The organism is Staphylococcus sp. SUC_1.2, assembly GCF_026222585.1.
Genome location: NZ_JANJPM010000026.1, coordinates 1 through 14,191 on the forward strand (window position 1 = coordinate 1; position 14,191 = coordinate 14,191).

Sequence of the window (14,191 nt, forward strand, 5' to 3'; positions counted from 1 at the left end):
ATAGCGAGGTATCTTAGGTTTAGTATTAATTATTATTAAATTAATCAGTTAAACTGTCTACAATAACCATTTCATCATAGTTAATTGCCTCACGTAATTTTAAAGCTGTCGCTTCTGTAATCTCTTCATCACTAATAAGTTCAGTTAAAATACGACGTTGCTCTCTTAAAGCATTCAACTTAATTTTAGTAATTGAATCTTCAGAACGTGTGTTAAAGAAGTTAGATGGTGATAAGTTGTCTATTCTCATTAAATATCCATCACATATCATACCCACTTCTAATTTATTATCTTCATTTGCCTCTTTAACAAGTCGGCTTACAACATTATAATGGACTCTTTTATTGATTTTAGAAAGTTCCATTAAGTTTTCAGTAACACTTAATGATGAAGCTGCATTTGTACGTGTACGAATATGACGTTTCAAAAGTAATCCTCTAATTCCAACAATAATACGACGACTGAGTGAAGCTTGTCTATAAACTTGTGTACGTTCAGCAAATCGCATATAGTTTTCTAACATGCTTTCCGTAATTTCGCCTTCATCTGCTAATTTTTCAAGCGTTTTTGTTTCTACGTTAAAAGCAATTCGTTGTAAACGTTCCAGCTCTTTTGAATTCTCGTCATCTTTTTCTACTGATTTTAGGAAAGTTAATTTATCATGATATTCTTTAATAACATTTCCATATCGATAGCTTGTTTCAAATGAGGAACGTTTGTTTAAATAATCAATCACGTGTTCTAAAATATAAATTCTTGCTTCTTTAAAATTCATACTTCCTATTTTAGGTTGAGGTGCATTTTTCGTAACAAAAGGTAAAATGATTTGTGCAATCACTAAGCTTAAGATAACCATACCTGAAGAAATAAAGAGTAAGTCATTACGATACTTAAATGACTCATGATTTTCTAAATAGTAAGGTAACGTTAATGCGATTGCGAGTGAAATTGTTCCATGAACACCACAAAAAGTCATAATTAACGCATACATACTTCGTTTAGGGGGTTTCTCTTTCGTATTTGTTCCATCATCATTCATTAATTTTTGGAATGGACTGACTGATAGATAAAATAAAGGATATAGTACATAAACCCAAATAAATCTAAATACATATACAGCCAATGCTACTAATAAAGTAATTCCTATTAAGAAAAGTAAGTTATGTGGTTCACTTTTAATAATTTTTACAATGACTTCCGGCACTAAGAAGCCAAGTATTGAGAATACAAAACCATTTAACGCATAGCCTAAAATATTCCACGTATGGTTATAACTTAGTTGAAGGCGTGTACGTGTTTGAGCAATACGGTCACGTTCAAAACCATGAACAAGTCCGGCTACTACAGCAGCAATAATACCTGAAGCATGGAATAGTTCTGCCACAAGATAGGTTACAAAAGGTGTTAACAATTGAAGAAATACAAACATATTAATATTTTCAATACCACGTCGTGTTAATGTTAGACGGAATCGAACAAGTAATATACCGATTAACAATCCTACAATGGCCCCTCCTATTGAAGCAATTAAGAATTGTTGAATCGCTTCAAATAATGAGAAAGCGCCAGTAACAAGTACCCCTACTGCTATTTTAAATGAAATGATACCTGCAGCATCATTTAATAAAGACTCACCTTCTAAAATCGTCATTGCACCTTTTGGTAATACTTTACCTTGAGTAATAGCTTGCACTGCCGGAGCATCGGTAGGACAGAGAATTGCGGCAATCGCAAACGCTGCACCAATTGGTAAATCTGGCCATACTAAGTGAATAAATAACCCTACACCTATGACGGTAGTAATTACTAAGCCTAATGCCATTAACATGACAGGTTTAATATATCTTCGTAAATGTACCCTAGATACATTAACACCTTCAACAAATAATAAAGGTGCAATGGTAGCTAGCATAAAGAGTTCAGAATCAAAATTGAATTCAACTGGTACAGGCAATATAAAGAGGATCATTCCTAATATGATTTGAATAAATGCAAGAGGTACTTTAGGAATAAAAGTATGAACAAAGGAGCTTACAATAACAACAGCTAGAAATATGAGAATCGTTTCAAATATTTCCAAACTTTCACCCCATTATTTCATATTTAATTTGAGATATAAGATACATTATCATCTTATTTATTCTAAACGTATGTAGTTATTATCTACCGTTCTTATGCTCTCAATTTAATATCAATTTTATCATTAAACTATATTCAGATTAACTAACTTGCACTTTCAAAATAATTCACTTAAAAATTATTAAGATATGCAATTATTCTTCTAAATCTTCAATATTTTTATCACCATGTTGTTTTCTTTCTTCAGCTCTATGTTTTTTAATATCATAATACAGTTTTTCTCGTTGTTCTTCTCTTTTTTTAGCACGACTTTTTAACTCATCTGTTGTATTAAATTCTTTTGAACTTAATAAAATGGAAGATTGTCTTGGTGCATCATCTTTTCTATACATGTATGCTCCAGTTCGATAAGCTGCTCTAGCAACAAGGTGCATACCAACAGGAGATGTTAAATTAATAAAGACAATGGATAATAACAAACGAACACTAAAGAAACCTTGCACCGTTGTAAAGTATATTAATGCCCCGATTAAAGTAAGTAATACAGAAAGCGTTGAACTTTTCGTGGAAGCATGACTACGTAAAAAAACATCTTGAAATTTTACAATGCCTATTGCACTAATCACTGCAATAATACTTCCTAGAAAAATAAGGATAGACGCAATCAACTCAGTGACGCTTTTTATGAGTTCCATTGAATACCCGACCTCCTCCAATAAATCTAGAAATAGATACAGAGCTTACAAATGAAATGATCGCAATCAACATAATTGAATCTAAGTACGCATCAGTATCATAAATCACGCTAACCACCCCAACAATGCACATAATGACGGCACTGGCTGCATCAAATGCTACAACTCTGTCTGCTGTTGTAGGACCTTTAATCAAACGAAACAATCCAATAATAAATGCAATACCAAATAATATTAAAGCTCCTGTACTAAAAAAGTTAGTCATCGCTTGGATCATCGTGACACCTCCATAATTAAACGTTCATATTGTTTAATACTTTTTAACAAATTAGCTTTTTCATTTTCAGAAATGTCTATACTATGAATAAAAAATTTATTGGTTAATTTTGAAATTCTAATCACTGTCGATCCAGGCGTAATAATAATTAAAATGGTTAAAAATGTAATGGCCCAATCACTTTTTAACTCTGTTTCATATGTGAGAAGACCAGGATTCATATCTTTTGTTTTAAATAAAATATATTTAATGATACTAAGACTTGAAGTAATTAACTGATACAAATATATACCTAAAAACTTAATAGCTATCCATATTTTTACTAAATAATATTCTTGACCAAAGAATCGATGCAGTATATAAATGATAATTAATCCTATAAGATAGCCAGATACAAAGGTAGAGAATAAAAAAGAACCTTGGTCTTGAAAGAGTACCCATAGAAAAGCAATTAAGATATTCAATACAATTTGTCTCATTTATTCTCCTCCTTTAAATGCGGATTAACTAAGTGATGGAAGTAAGCATCATTTGTATTTAACTCTGTTGCATTTTTAGTAACATTCATAACAATTGGTGCCGCAAGACCCATAACTAGTACAACTACAGTTAGTATGCCAATCATACCTTTTCGATGAGCAGGTAATGGGTTGTAATCAACTTGCTCGCCATCTGCATCTCCAAAGTACATGATAAATAGTATTCTAAATAGACTATACATTGCTAAAAGACTTGTTAAAATCATGAGTGCTAATCCGATATAATTACCATTTTGAACCGCACCTTGGAAAATAAGCACTTTACCAGGGAATCCACTAAATGGAGGAACCCCGCCAATCGCGAAAATCATAACGATAAATGCTACGCCAAAGAAAGGCTCTCTCTTTGCCAAACCATATAAATACTTATATTCTCTATAACCAGACATATAAACTAAACTACCAATAATAAAGAATAATAATGTTTTTACTACAATATCGTTTGTTAGATAAAAAATAGCACCATGAATTCCAGCAAATGTATTTGATCCTAAGCCTAAAATAATAAAACCAATTGATAAAATAACTTGATATGCTGCAATTTTCTTTATGTCTTTAAATGCAATGACTCCAAAAGCACCAATAATCATTGTAATACAAGACATAAATACAAGTATTGGGTGTGTAATATTTGGATGTTGATCAAATAATAAAGTAAAGAAACGAATTAAAGCATATGCTCCCACTTTCGTCATTAAAGCTGCAAATAAAGCTGCGAGCTCAGTATTTAATACTGCATAAGCTTTAGGTAACCACATAAATAACACTAACGATGCTTTTGAACCAAATGCAATCATAAATACAATTGCAATGACAACCACCATTTCATTATTGTGAATATCATCTAAGCGTAAGGCAACTTGAGAAAAGTTTAATGTTCCTACTAATTTGTAAAGTAAGCCAATACCTAATAAAAATAACCAAGAACCAATAATATTTAAAACAACATAGATAATGGCTGCTCTTAATTGTTCTATTGATTGTCCTAATGTTACAAGCACAAATGATGCAAGTAACATAATTTCGAACATCACATAGAGGTTAAATAAATCAGAAGTTAAAAAAGCACCAATCACACCGGTAGTTAAAAATAAAATAAATGTTGGTAAGTAATAGCGATTCACACGTTTTTCAGCAGGTCCAAATCCATACGCCATAATTAAAGTCACTACAAAAGAAGCGACTGTTACCATGAGTAAACTTAAAGTATCACCTAAAAATTGAATACCAAAAGGTGCTTTCCAACCACCAAAATCTAAAGTGATTGGTTTATGATTCATCACATAAATTAATAAAGCTAGCGAAATTAGCGTATTAACCGTCATTGTTCCAATATATAAAATCTTCGAAACTCTATTTTTATTCTTCGTAAATACAAGTAATAATGCACAAAGAAGTGGTAAGAGAATCGGAAGGATTAATAAGTTACTGTTCATCATCTTCATCCTCCCTAAGCACATCAATTTCTGATTCTTTTGTAACACGATATGTTCGATAAACTAATACAAGTAAGAAAGCTGTCATACCAAAACCAATAACAATTGCAGTTAAAACAAGTGCTTGCAATAATGGATCGACATAGTTGGTATTTGAACCACGAATAAGCGGTTCTGTTACGTGGTCACTATAGTGACCCATACTCATAATAATCAAATTACCCGCATGCGTATAAATCGAAATCCCTACAATAATACGAATTAAATTTAAAGATAATATCATGTATGTCGCTAAGAATACGAGAAATCCTATGATTAGTAATAAAATAAGATTCATGATTTACCCCCACTCAATGCCAACATAATTGTGACAATCACACCCACTACTGAAAGTACTATGCCTAATTCGAAAATCGTCACTGTAGTAATATGCATTTCATTAAATATTGGTAAATGAAGTGTAAATTCACTTTGATATAAAAATGATTTGCCAAAAAAGGTAGGCGCAATTGCTGTGATTAAAGAAATAAGCGCTCCAATAATCATTAATTTTCTAAAGTCGATAGGTAAACTATCCAATACTTTTTTTACGTCGAAAGCTAAAAACATCAAGATAAAAGCTGAGCTAAAGACGAGACCACCAATAAATCCTCCTCCTGGATTATTATGACCCGCTAAATAAATGTAGAAACCAAAAGTAAGTAAAATGAATACAACAATTTTAGTTACTGTTTTTAAGACTACGTCATTTTCTTTCATCTTGACCTCTCCGATCTTTGTAATTTAATAATGTATAAATACCTAAACCAGCAATAATTAATACCAAGCCTTCAAACATAGTATCAAGTGCTCTAAAATCACCTAAAATGGCATTCACAATATTTTTACCACCTGTGAGTTCTTTTGCATTCATATAATATTTAGAAATAGTTTCTAAACCATCACCTTGTTGTGCCATAAACACAAGTGTTACCACTGCGCCTGCAAAAATGAATGCTACAACAATTTTCATCATTTCTTTTTTCTTATCTGCTTTCTTACGGGAAATATTTGGTAAGCGTGAAAAACTAACAATGAATAATATTGTAGTCATCGTCTCTACTACAAGTTGTGTTAAAGCTAAATCAGGTGCCCTCATGATTAAATAAAATAATGCAACTGAATAGCCAATAATTCCATTTAATATTACCATCGTTAAACGTTGTCTTATAAAAACAAGTGCTATACCAACAACACTGATTGAAATCGCAATCAGTACTTCTAAAGGTCCAAAGTCAGTAACATGCATTAGATGTAGTTTAGGAAACCCTACTCTTAAAAAGCCATATGCTACAAATAGTGAAAACACTAAAAGCGTAATCACATTGTAATAATTTAATCGGTTAGTCATTACACCACGAATACTACAACCAGCATAATGTTCAAATACGCTATAAGCTTTACGATAGGAATTTGTAATCGATGCTGTTTTGATTAAGCGGTGCGTTAACACTTTCCAATTTACTTTTGTTGCTAAAATAATTCCTAAAATAATAACAATGATACTAAAAATAAGCGGTAAATTAATACCATGCCACTGAGATACATGTGGTGCCATCTTATCAACTTGGATACCTAAGTTTGTGACATTTCTTAATGCAGGTAAAATAATCGGATGCGTAAAGGTATTTGGGATAAAGAAGATAACAGGTAGCATTACAGCAAAGATTATTGCTGGTAAACTGAACAACCATGGCTCATGAATATGCTTTTTAGGAACTTCTTTTTCATTAAATTCTCCCCAATATGTTTCTTTTAGCATGTAAACTGCATAGACAAAAGTGAATATACTTGCAATCACGCCTAATGCCACAATTATAATGGTTAAAGTTAAACTAAATTGCTCTAATTCAATAGATTTAACTAAAGAATCAAAAAACATTTCTTTACTTAAAAAACCATTTAAAAATGGTACTCCCGCCATTGATAATGCTGCAAGCGTCATACTCACGTGCATTTTAGGAAAGAATTTTCTCATACCATTTAATTTTCTAATATCTCTTGTGCCCGCTTCATGATCAATAATACCTACACCCATAAATAACGTACATTTAAATAACGCATGATTCATGACATGGAACAACCCTGCAAATAAAACTAATGTGTAAATTTTAGCCATTGGTCCGCTTGGATGCTGCGCAATACCTCCACCTAAACCAACCATTGTCATAATCATCCCAAGTTGACTAACTGTAGAATAGGCAAGAATTCCTTTCAAATCATATTGTCTTAAAGCTGTAAGAGATCCAAACATCATTGTGATTAATCCTACAAAAGTAACAATATAAATATAACTATTACTTAAGCCTAATACAGGCGTGAATCTAAATAGTAAAAATATACCTGCTTTAACCATTGTTGCTGAATGTAGATAGGCACTTACAGGAGTTGGCGCAGCCATAGCTTTAGGTAACCAAATATGAAATGGAAATTGAGCTGATTTCGTGAAAGCACCAATAAGCATCATAATGATCATCGGAATAAATAAAGGTTGCTCACTAATATGATGACCTTGCGATAAAATTTCAGTAATTGTATTCGTACCTGTCATTATGTACAACATAATAAAACCTGTTAATAATGCTAAGCCACCAAATACCGTAGTCATAAATGACTGTATTGCACCTAGTTGACTATTTGCATTACTATACCAATACGAAATAAGTAAGAAAGATGAAACACTTGTGAGTTCCCAGAAGATATACATAAGGATGGTATTATTAGATATTACTATACCTAACATACTAAACATAAATAAAAGTAAGTATATGAAAAACCTAGGTAAGTTATCACCATTAGGCGTTAAATATTGAGTAGCGTAAAAGAAAACAGCTATCCCTATAATAGAAATAATTAAAGCAAACATTAATCCAAGTCCATCTAGTCTTAAATCTAAATTCAAATCGATAGCTGGCATCCAAGCTAGTTTAAAAGAAATCACTTTCTGATGAAGTACATTAGGAATTTGAGATAAGAAATAAACAGAAGCAATTACTGGAGCAAATAGGGAAATATATCCTGCATAGCGTCTTAGAGGTCTAATAAATAAAGTGATTAGAACCATACCTGTGATTAGTAAAAGTGCCCCTAGTAAATAAATTAAACTCATCAAAACCCTCCTTTTTATAAATTCAAAGCAATAATTGTATGATGATCTTCTTTAGGTGACAAACCAATAAATTTCAAAGTTTCATGCGTAGTCTGGTGTCCTAAATATTTTTGAATAATCGCAATAGAAATACCCGATTTATAAGCATGATATGCAAAAGTTTTACGTAGAGTAGTTAAACCAATATGTAAAAGGCCTAATTCTTTAGCTGCGTGGTGAATAACTCGATAAGCTTGCTGACGTGAAAGTTCTTTATGTGTACGAAGAGACTGAAATAAAAGATGATGATCTTTCAACTGATTTTCATAGATATATGTATCAATTTCATTTCTTAAATCAGAAGGAATCATAATTTTGATAAATGGGGCGCCTTGTTGAATCCAAGCTGTCTTTATTTCTTTATCTTCCTTATTCTTTATATCTTCAACTTTAAGATGTAATAAGTCAGTAAGTCGCATACCTGTATGTATAGCCAGTTTAAATAAAAGATAATCTCTGTCTGATTTCATTTGCAACACGTGATACATCTTCTTAATATCATTCTTTTTCTTAATAGGTTCTACATAATTCATTTATCCACCTCAAAAAAGCTTCTTAATTAATGATATATCATATTTTAGTAACATTAAAATATTTCGCTCAATTATTTTTGACTTCAAGTTACTTTTTTTAAAAATATTTTCGATATATAAAGTGTAAGGAGGTGAAAGTAAGATGAACGAAATTACTCAGTTATCTGTTATTTGTACTCACGTTACACATGATACAAATGGAAAAGCCAAAGAAATTAAACGTCGATTTAATAACATTAATACACGTGCTTCTGAAGCAGACATCAAATCATTTGTAACAACAATTTCAAATTTGATTGAAGAATCTTTCGATAAAGTTGAAGTTGTAAAAACTCAAGGATTAGTTTAATGAATGATTTTATTAAAAAGGAGGTATGAACAATGTCAAAAACGTTAGAACTTATATTTAAGACAAATCTAAACAAAACAGCTAAGTTACAATTACCACAAATTTCAGCAACAATAACAGAAGCTAATGTACAATCAGCAATGGAAAATATCATTAAGTTAGATGTTTTAAGATTCACCAGTGGCGCTCCAAGTAAAGTCGCTTCAGCTCAGATTGTAGATAAAACAACAACTGTTTTATTTGAATTAAATTAATTGACATAGTAGACGTAAGTTACAATATCAAATTTTACTTCACGTCTTCTAAACAGTAGATTGAGAATGGATGAAGAGTTCTAAAAGAATTCTATCCGTTCTCTTTTTTAGTATAGAATTTTTTTATAAATTTACGTATAATAATCATATTTGATAGTAAAAATAATGGAGGAATTACGTTTGCTTTTTCTATTTGTACTTGGAATTATTGCTGGTATGATGGTGCCTATTCAAACATCGATTAATTCTAGATTAGGTCGATTTACAGAATCATCTTTTTATGCCTCTACAATTTCTTTTTTTGTAGGCACTCTCTTTTTATTAATACTTAATATCATTTTTAATATCCAAATGTTCTCAAGCTCATTTTATGCTGGTCACTCTATTGATTATCATTGGTGGGTTGGTGGCTTGCTTGGTGTATGTTTCTTAACAGGTAACTTATTACTTCTTCCAAGATTAGGTGCAGCACTTACGGTTGTGATGACAGTTGCTGGTCAAATCATAATGGGTGTTATTATTGATACATTGGGGTTACTTGGAGCCAATCAAACATCTTTTACCTTTTTAAAAGGTGTGGGAATTATTGTTTTATTATTCGGAATTCTTCTTATGAACCATATACCTAAAAATAAACTTAAAGATAAAAGAAATATCTCACTTTATATTTGGTTGTTCATTGGCTTTATTTTCGGATTTGCGCCTCCACTACAAACTACAATCAATAGCGAACTTTCAAAACAAATGCATTCTTCTTTATTCGCTGCACTAGTTTCTTTTACTGTTGGAACTATTGCGTTATTTATTCTAACAATAATATTTAATAGAAGTTTAAAAATTAAACTATCACAACATCATCTCGGTCGTATTAAACCGCTCTATTTTATTGGTGGGATTTTAGGTGTCGTATTCGTTACATCTAATATTATATTAATGCCCTATTTAGGTGCTGCTCTTACAACTATTGTCGCAATGCTTGGTCAAATGATAATGGGCGTCATTATTGATCACTTTGGCATTGGTGTACCTAAAAATGAAATGACTTTCCGTAAATTTATAGGATTAATCGCTATAGCAATTGGTATTGTTTTATTACGTTTGTTTTAATGGTTACTAAAATTAAACTTTTATCTAAATCTTCGTCTTCTTAATGAAATAATTGAGAAGACTTTTTTGATGTCATCATTTCGTTATGTTGTATTTAGCTCTAAACTTGTATAATAAATGCATATTAATGTTTAGAGGTGATTATATTTGAAAAAGTTTTTATCCCCTTTACCAATAATGGTAACCCTCCTCCTTCTCCTTATTATTTCGTTTGGATTTTATATTTATTCTAAGATTCCTAAAACTACTCATTTAAGCAAAATAGAAACGATGACTGTAAAACCACATTACTCTCTTTCTTTTCAAGGCGTTCAGCAAGCTAAACAAAGTTATACACTTTATTATGAGCCCTCATTAGGTATTAGTTCAGATATTCTAGTAAAAAATAACGAAACGATATCTAAAGATACACCCATATTTAAATATTATAATCCACACATTGAAAAACATATTCTTGCAAAAAAGAATCTTTTATCTTCAATACAACACTCAAATAAAATATCCTCCGATAACTTCAATCAACAAGTTCAATTATCTAATGATATACTCAACTTACAGCAACAACTTCAAACACGTATTTATGCTCCTATTAAAGGTCGAGTCACCGTACTTCACCCTTTCCCTTCAAAATCTCATACTGAAATTATGCAAATTAATAGTGATGAACGAATCATTCGTGCTAAAATCAATGAATCTCAACTCAAACAGCTTAAAAATAATCAACTTGTTCAAGTTTCTATTAAAGATACTAGGCAATTTGAAGGAAAAATTTTATCTATTTCTTCTATTCCTTATAAAACTGAGACATCTTCCTCTTTTTATAACGTAGATATTTCTACAGATCCTTCCTACCCTATTGGATACCATTTTGATCTTCACTTAGGAACAACAGAATATGAATTACCCAATAAAGTCATTTACAATAAAAATTATGTTCTAGTTATACATAATAAAAAAATTATAAAAAGAAACATTAAATATATTAAAAGTAAAAAAAGTGGGTATATTATGGTATCCAATGGATTAAATATTGGTGATAAAATTATTACGCATCCTTCTACATCTTTATTAGAAAGCACCGAATAATCTTTTATTTTAGTATATTAAACTTTAATTTTATAATATGGAGTATCATAATAATTGTTCTTAATTAAATCTTTTATAAAATTTGCTTATTTTTATAAACAAAGTATTAATTAATCAAAATATTGTTTTATTAAGTGCATTTTCGTTTACTTTCTAATTTTATTTAGTTATAATTAACTAAATAAAATAGAATTAAATTAATTTATTTAATCTAAATTATTAATAGCTTTTTTAAACTAATAGTTGACGTTATATATAGATAAATTTAACGGATGCATAAAAAATAGAAAGAATATTAGTTGGGGAGGTCTTAAAATGGCTATTTCAAAAATTAATGACTGCTTTGAATTATTAGCAATGATTACTTATGCAGATAAATTAAAAAGCATTATTAAAAAAGAATTTTCAATTAGCTTTGAAGAATTTGCTGTTTTAACTTATATTAGTCAAAGTAAAGAAGAAGAGTATTATTTAAAAGATATTATTAATCACTTAAACTACAAGCAACCTCAAGTAGTAAAAGCAGTGAAAAATTTATCTCAAGAAGATTACTTCGATAAAAAACGTAATGAGCATGATGAAAGAACAGTATTGATTCTTGTAAATGCAACGCAACGTACAAAAATTGATGAATTACTTAATAGAGTTAACAAACGAATCGAAGAAGCTAATAAAGAAACAGAATTATAATAGTAAACCCTAAAGAGACTAGAACTTAAAAAAACCTAGAATAATAGCCCGTAGATAACATTCGTCTACGGGCCTCTTTTATAGCCATAATTCATATTATATGATGTTGTTTTCTGTAGAATAACTTCATTCTAATATTTATAAACATTGTTTAATAATTTTTTTATATCTAGAACCCCACCCTTTAGGTTGTTCTGTTTCCTTAGATATTCTATTGTAGATAATTTTGACTCTATGCTTATAATTTTATATCAATAAATTTGTAGTATGAGATGCATCATTTTTTTCTACAAAATTTAAATATAATGTTAAAAATTTCTCTTCTTCTTCTATATGAGGTGCATGCCCTGAGTCATTAAATAAAACATAATTTATATTTTTAAATTGATTTTCAAATTGTTGATTCTCTTTATTGATAATAATTGGGTCATAACGTCCTTCTACTATCATAGTTGGAACATTGATTTCATGTGTGACTGTATTTGATTGATTCTCTGTATCTAATAAGGCTCTTGATGCTACTGCACTATCTTCATCGTCTTGTTTACTATATAAACGTTGACGTTGAAACCACTTCATTGCAACGTCACTTTTTTTGTAAATATATGGAAATAATATAAGTAACGCTTCAGATTTATTAAACCCCGCTACTTTATCTTGGTGCTCAATCATTAATTTTGTAAAACCATGGACAATATCTTCAGATTTAGAAGATATAATTGTTAAAGATCGCACTTTCTCTTTATATTTTTCGGTAAAAGCTTGTGCAATAATTCCACCCATATCATGTCCTAATAAATGTGCGCTTTTAATACCTAATTGTTGCATTAACATAATTAAATCTTTAATGTGATCATTTAAGTTATAACTCGTAGGATGTGTAGATTTCCCATGACCTCTCACATCATAAACAATGACTCTATAGTGTTTTTTCAACTCTTTTTTTAATGAGTAAAACCCAGCTAAATTACCATCTAAACCATGAATTAAAATAACGGGAATGCCTGTACCTGCATCTTGATAAGCTATCTTTATTTGATTAGACGTTTCAATTTTTTTCATATCGGCACCTCCCTTAGTATTTACTATACCCACTAAAACATATTTAACGCTATAAACATGTATACAATTAATTATTTTTTTATTTAAAAATTTTTATATAATTTAAATAAAAAAACTCAACCCTATTAATCAGGGTTGAGTTAAAATCATATATTTTATTAAATACTTCTTCTAGATGATAATCGTATAGTATATGTAACAATTAGTACGACGATAATAATCCAAATGATAAGTGAAACAGTTTGAGCGACATTTGAATTTACAATAACAGCATCAATCGTCTTTTGAGAGAATAATAAACCTACTGCTGTATATTCTAATCTTTTAAAAATAACCCCGCATAAACTCATTATAAGTCCCATAAAGAAAATAAATTGATGACTATACATAGTAATAGGAACAATGCCTATAGTGAGATTAAATGCACGCATAATAATAAGAATTAAAGCAATAATTGCAATCATATAGCCTATGATTATCTCTGTGCGATTACTATATAAATATTTTTTTCGAGCAATTTGTATATGAATAAAAATAGTAATCGGGATAATAACAATACAATAAAACAAAGATAATATAGTTGCAGCTTGGAATGGAACGTATTGCTTATCATATAAATATGAAATTAAAATAAAATTGATAATAAAAAATATAATAGGATTCAATTGTAAACCAAATAAATTTCGTTGAATAATTAGGATAATTTGAGCCGTTGATTTCCCTCTAAAATCAAGATAATCTTGCTTTTTTTCTTCAGATTTTTTAAAGTCATTACGTATATTTTCTTTAATGTCATCGATAAGTTTAGGGGGCATGCCTTTATGAGTAAAATAATCATTCACATTTTCAAGTAATACTTTATCGTTTGATCGCATATGTTGCTCCTTTATCAAATGT

16 protein-coding genes are annotated in these 14,191 nt (G+C 30.0%); 5 read left to right on the top strand and 11 right to left on the bottom strand.

What is annotated here, in order from left to right:
* Window positions 1-40: 40 nt before the first annotated feature.
* The 9 genes from NR218_RS09375 to NR218_RS09415 form a co-directional block, all read right to left on the bottom strand.
* Window positions 41-2,080 (bottom strand): cation:proton antiporter, encoded by a 2,040-nt coding sequence (locus NR218_RS09375; protein WP_017176020.1) that lies wholly within the window; start codon window positions 2,078-2,080, stop codon window positions 41-43.
* A gap of 193 nt (window positions 2,081-2,273) precedes the next feature.
* The gene (locus NR218_RS09380; protein WP_019834899.1) at window positions 2,274-2,774 is read right to left on the bottom strand and encodes a Na+/H+ antiporter subunit G; all 501 of its coding nucleotides are present in this window, start codon (window positions 2,772-2,774) and stop codon (window positions 2,274-2,276) included.
* The gene (mnhF2, locus tag NR218_RS09385) at window positions 2,749-3,051 is read right to left on the bottom strand and encodes a Na+/H+ antiporter Mnh2 subunit F (RefSeq protein ID WP_017176022.1); all 303 of its coding nucleotides are present in this window, start codon (window positions 3,049-3,051) and stop codon (window positions 2,749-2,751) included. Before mnhF2 ends, NR218_RS09380 begins: the two co-directional genes overlap by 26 nt.
* Window positions 3,048-3,530, bottom strand: coding sequence for a Na+/H+ antiporter Mnh2 subunit E (gene mnhE2, locus NR218_RS09390; protein WP_019834898.1), 483 nt, complete (start codon window positions 3,528-3,530; stop codon window positions 3,048-3,050). The genes mnhF2 and mnhE2 overlap by 4 nt, the downstream gene beginning before the upstream one ends.
* Complete coding sequence (mnhD2, locus tag NR218_RS09395) at window positions 3,527-5,026, bottom strand: Na+/H+ antiporter Mnh2 subunit D (protein WP_025987150.1); 1,500 nt, start codon at window positions 5,024-5,026, stop codon at window positions 3,527-3,529. Before mnhD2 ends, mnhE2 begins: the two co-directional genes overlap by 4 nt.
* Window positions 5,016-5,363 (bottom strand): Na+/H+ antiporter Mnh2 subunit C, encoded by a 348-nt coding sequence (gene mnhC2, locus NR218_RS09400; protein ID WP_002448875.1) that lies wholly within the window; start codon window positions 5,361-5,363, stop codon window positions 5,016-5,018. The genes mnhD2 and mnhC2 overlap by 11 nt, the downstream gene beginning before the upstream one ends.
* Complete coding sequence (gene mnhB2 / locus NR218_RS09405) at window positions 5,360-5,785, bottom strand: Na+/H+ antiporter Mnh2 subunit B (protein ID WP_002455676.1); 426 nt, start codon at window positions 5,783-5,785, stop codon at window positions 5,360-5,362. Before mnhB2 ends, mnhC2 begins: the two co-directional genes overlap by 4 nt.
* On the bottom strand, window positions 5,772-8,174 hold the full coding sequence (locus tag NR218_RS09410) for a DUF4040 family protein (RefSeq protein WP_071560715.1): 2,403 nt from the start codon (window positions 8,172-8,174) through the stop codon (window positions 5,772-5,774). Before NR218_RS09410 ends, mnhB2 begins: the two co-directional genes overlap by 14 nt.
* A gap of 14 nt (window positions 8,175-8,188) precedes the next feature.
* The gene (locus tag NR218_RS09415; RefSeq protein WP_071560716.1) at window positions 8,189-8,746 is read right to left on the bottom strand and encodes a tyrosine-type recombinase/integrase; all 558 of its coding nucleotides are present in this window, start codon (window positions 8,744-8,746) and stop codon (window positions 8,189-8,191) included.
* A gap of 142 nt (window positions 8,747-8,888) precedes the next feature.
* Here NR218_RS09415 and NR218_RS09420 point away from each other — a divergent pair, with 142 nt between their 5' ends.
* From NR218_RS09420 to sarA, 5 genes are all read left to right on the top strand, one after another.
* Window positions 8,889-9,095: a hypothetical protein gene (locus tag NR218_RS09420; RefSeq protein ID WP_002448893.1), complete on the top strand. Its 207-nt coding sequence runs from the start codon at window positions 8,889-8,891 to the stop codon at window positions 9,093-9,095.
* Window positions 9,096-9,127: 32 nt separating this feature from the next.
* A complete protein-coding gene (locus NR218_RS09425; protein ID WP_017176027.1) occupies window positions 9,128-9,349 on the top strand; it encodes a DUF2922 domain-containing protein in 222 nt (73 codons plus the stop codon).
* A 180-nt stretch (window positions 9,350-9,529) separates the two neighbouring features.
* Window positions 9,530-10,456: a DMT family transporter gene (locus NR218_RS09430; protein WP_019834894.1), complete on the top strand. Its 927-nt coding sequence runs from the start codon at window positions 9,530-9,532 to the stop codon at window positions 10,454-10,456.
* A 270-nt stretch (window positions 10,457-10,726) separates the two neighbouring features.
* Window positions 10,727-11,542, top strand: coding sequence for an HlyD family efflux transporter periplasmic adaptor subunit (locus NR218_RS09435; RefSeq protein ID WP_242536430.1), 816 nt, complete (start codon window positions 10,727-10,729; stop codon window positions 11,540-11,542).
* A gap of 315 nt (window positions 11,543-11,857) precedes the next feature.
* On the top strand, window positions 11,858-12,232 hold the full coding sequence (sarA, locus tag NR218_RS09440) for a global transcriptional regulator SarA (protein WP_002448898.1): 375 nt from the start codon (window positions 11,858-11,860) through the stop codon (window positions 12,230-12,232).
* A gap of 246 nt (window positions 12,233-12,478) precedes the next feature.
* Here the strand turns inward: sarA and NR218_RS09445 are convergent, their stop codons facing one another.
* Both NR218_RS09445 and NR218_RS09450 read right to left on the bottom strand, forming a co-directional pair.
* Window positions 12,479-13,294, bottom strand: a complete 816-nt coding sequence (locus tag NR218_RS09445) for an alpha/beta fold hydrolase (RefSeq protein WP_017176030.1) — start codon at window positions 13,292-13,294, stop codon at window positions 12,479-12,481.
* A gap of 158 nt (window positions 13,295-13,452) precedes the next feature.
* A complete protein-coding gene (locus NR218_RS09450) occupies window positions 13,453-14,169 on the bottom strand; it encodes a hypothetical protein (protein ID WP_242554197.1) in 717 nt (238 codons plus the stop codon).
* Window positions 14,170-14,191: the final 22 nt, after the last annotated feature.

Coding starts and splice junctions, on each gene's coding strand:
- mnhB2 (WP_002455676.1), bottom strand. CDS start 5,785: ATGAAAGAAAATGACGTAGTCTTAAAAACAGTAACTAAAATTGTTGTA.
- NR218_RS09435 (WP_242536430.1), top strand. CDS start 10,727: ATGACTGTAAAACCACATTACTCTCTTTCTTTTCAAGGCGTTCAGCAA.
- NR218_RS09380 (WP_019834899.1), bottom strand. CDS start 2,774: ATGGAACTCATAAAAAGCGTCACTGAGTTGATTGCGTCTATCCTTATT.
- NR218_RS09450 (WP_242554197.1), bottom strand. CDS start 14,169: ATGCGATCAAACGATAAAGTATTACTTGAAAATGTGAATGATTATTTT.
- mnhC2 (WP_002448875.1), bottom strand. CDS start 5,363: ATGAATCTTATTTTATTACTAATCATAGGATTTCTCGTATTCTTAGCG.
- mnhD2 (WP_025987150.1), bottom strand. CDS start 5,026: ATGAACAGTAACTTATTAATCCTTCCGATTCTCTTACCACTTCTTTGT.
- mnhE2 (WP_019834898.1), bottom strand. CDS start 3,530: ATGAGACAAATTGTATTGAATATCTTAATTGCTTTTCTATGGGTACTC.
- sarA (WP_002448898.1), top strand. CDS start 11,858: ATGGCTATTTCAAAAATTAATGACTGCTTTGAATTATTAGCAATGATT.
- NR218_RS09410 (WP_071560715.1), bottom strand. CDS start 8,174: ATGAGTTTAATTTATTTACTAGGGGCACTTTTACTAATCACAGGTATG.
- NR218_RS09425 (WP_017176027.1), top strand. CDS start 9,128: ATGTCAAAAACGTTAGAACTTATATTTAAGACAAATCTAAACAAAACA.
- NR218_RS09415 (WP_071560716.1), bottom strand. CDS start 8,746: ATGAATTATGTAGAACCTATTAAGAAAAAGAATGATATTAAGAAGATG.
- NR218_RS09445 (WP_017176030.1), bottom strand. CDS start 13,294: ATGAAAAAAATTGAAACGTCTAATCAAATAAAGATAGCTTATCAAGAT.
- mnhF2 (WP_017176022.1), bottom strand. CDS start 3,051: ATGATCCAAGCGATGACTAACTTTTTTAGTACAGGAGCTTTAATATTA.
- NR218_RS09420 (WP_002448893.1), top strand. CDS start 8,889: ATGAACGAAATTACTCAGTTATCTGTTATTTGTACTCACGTTACACAT.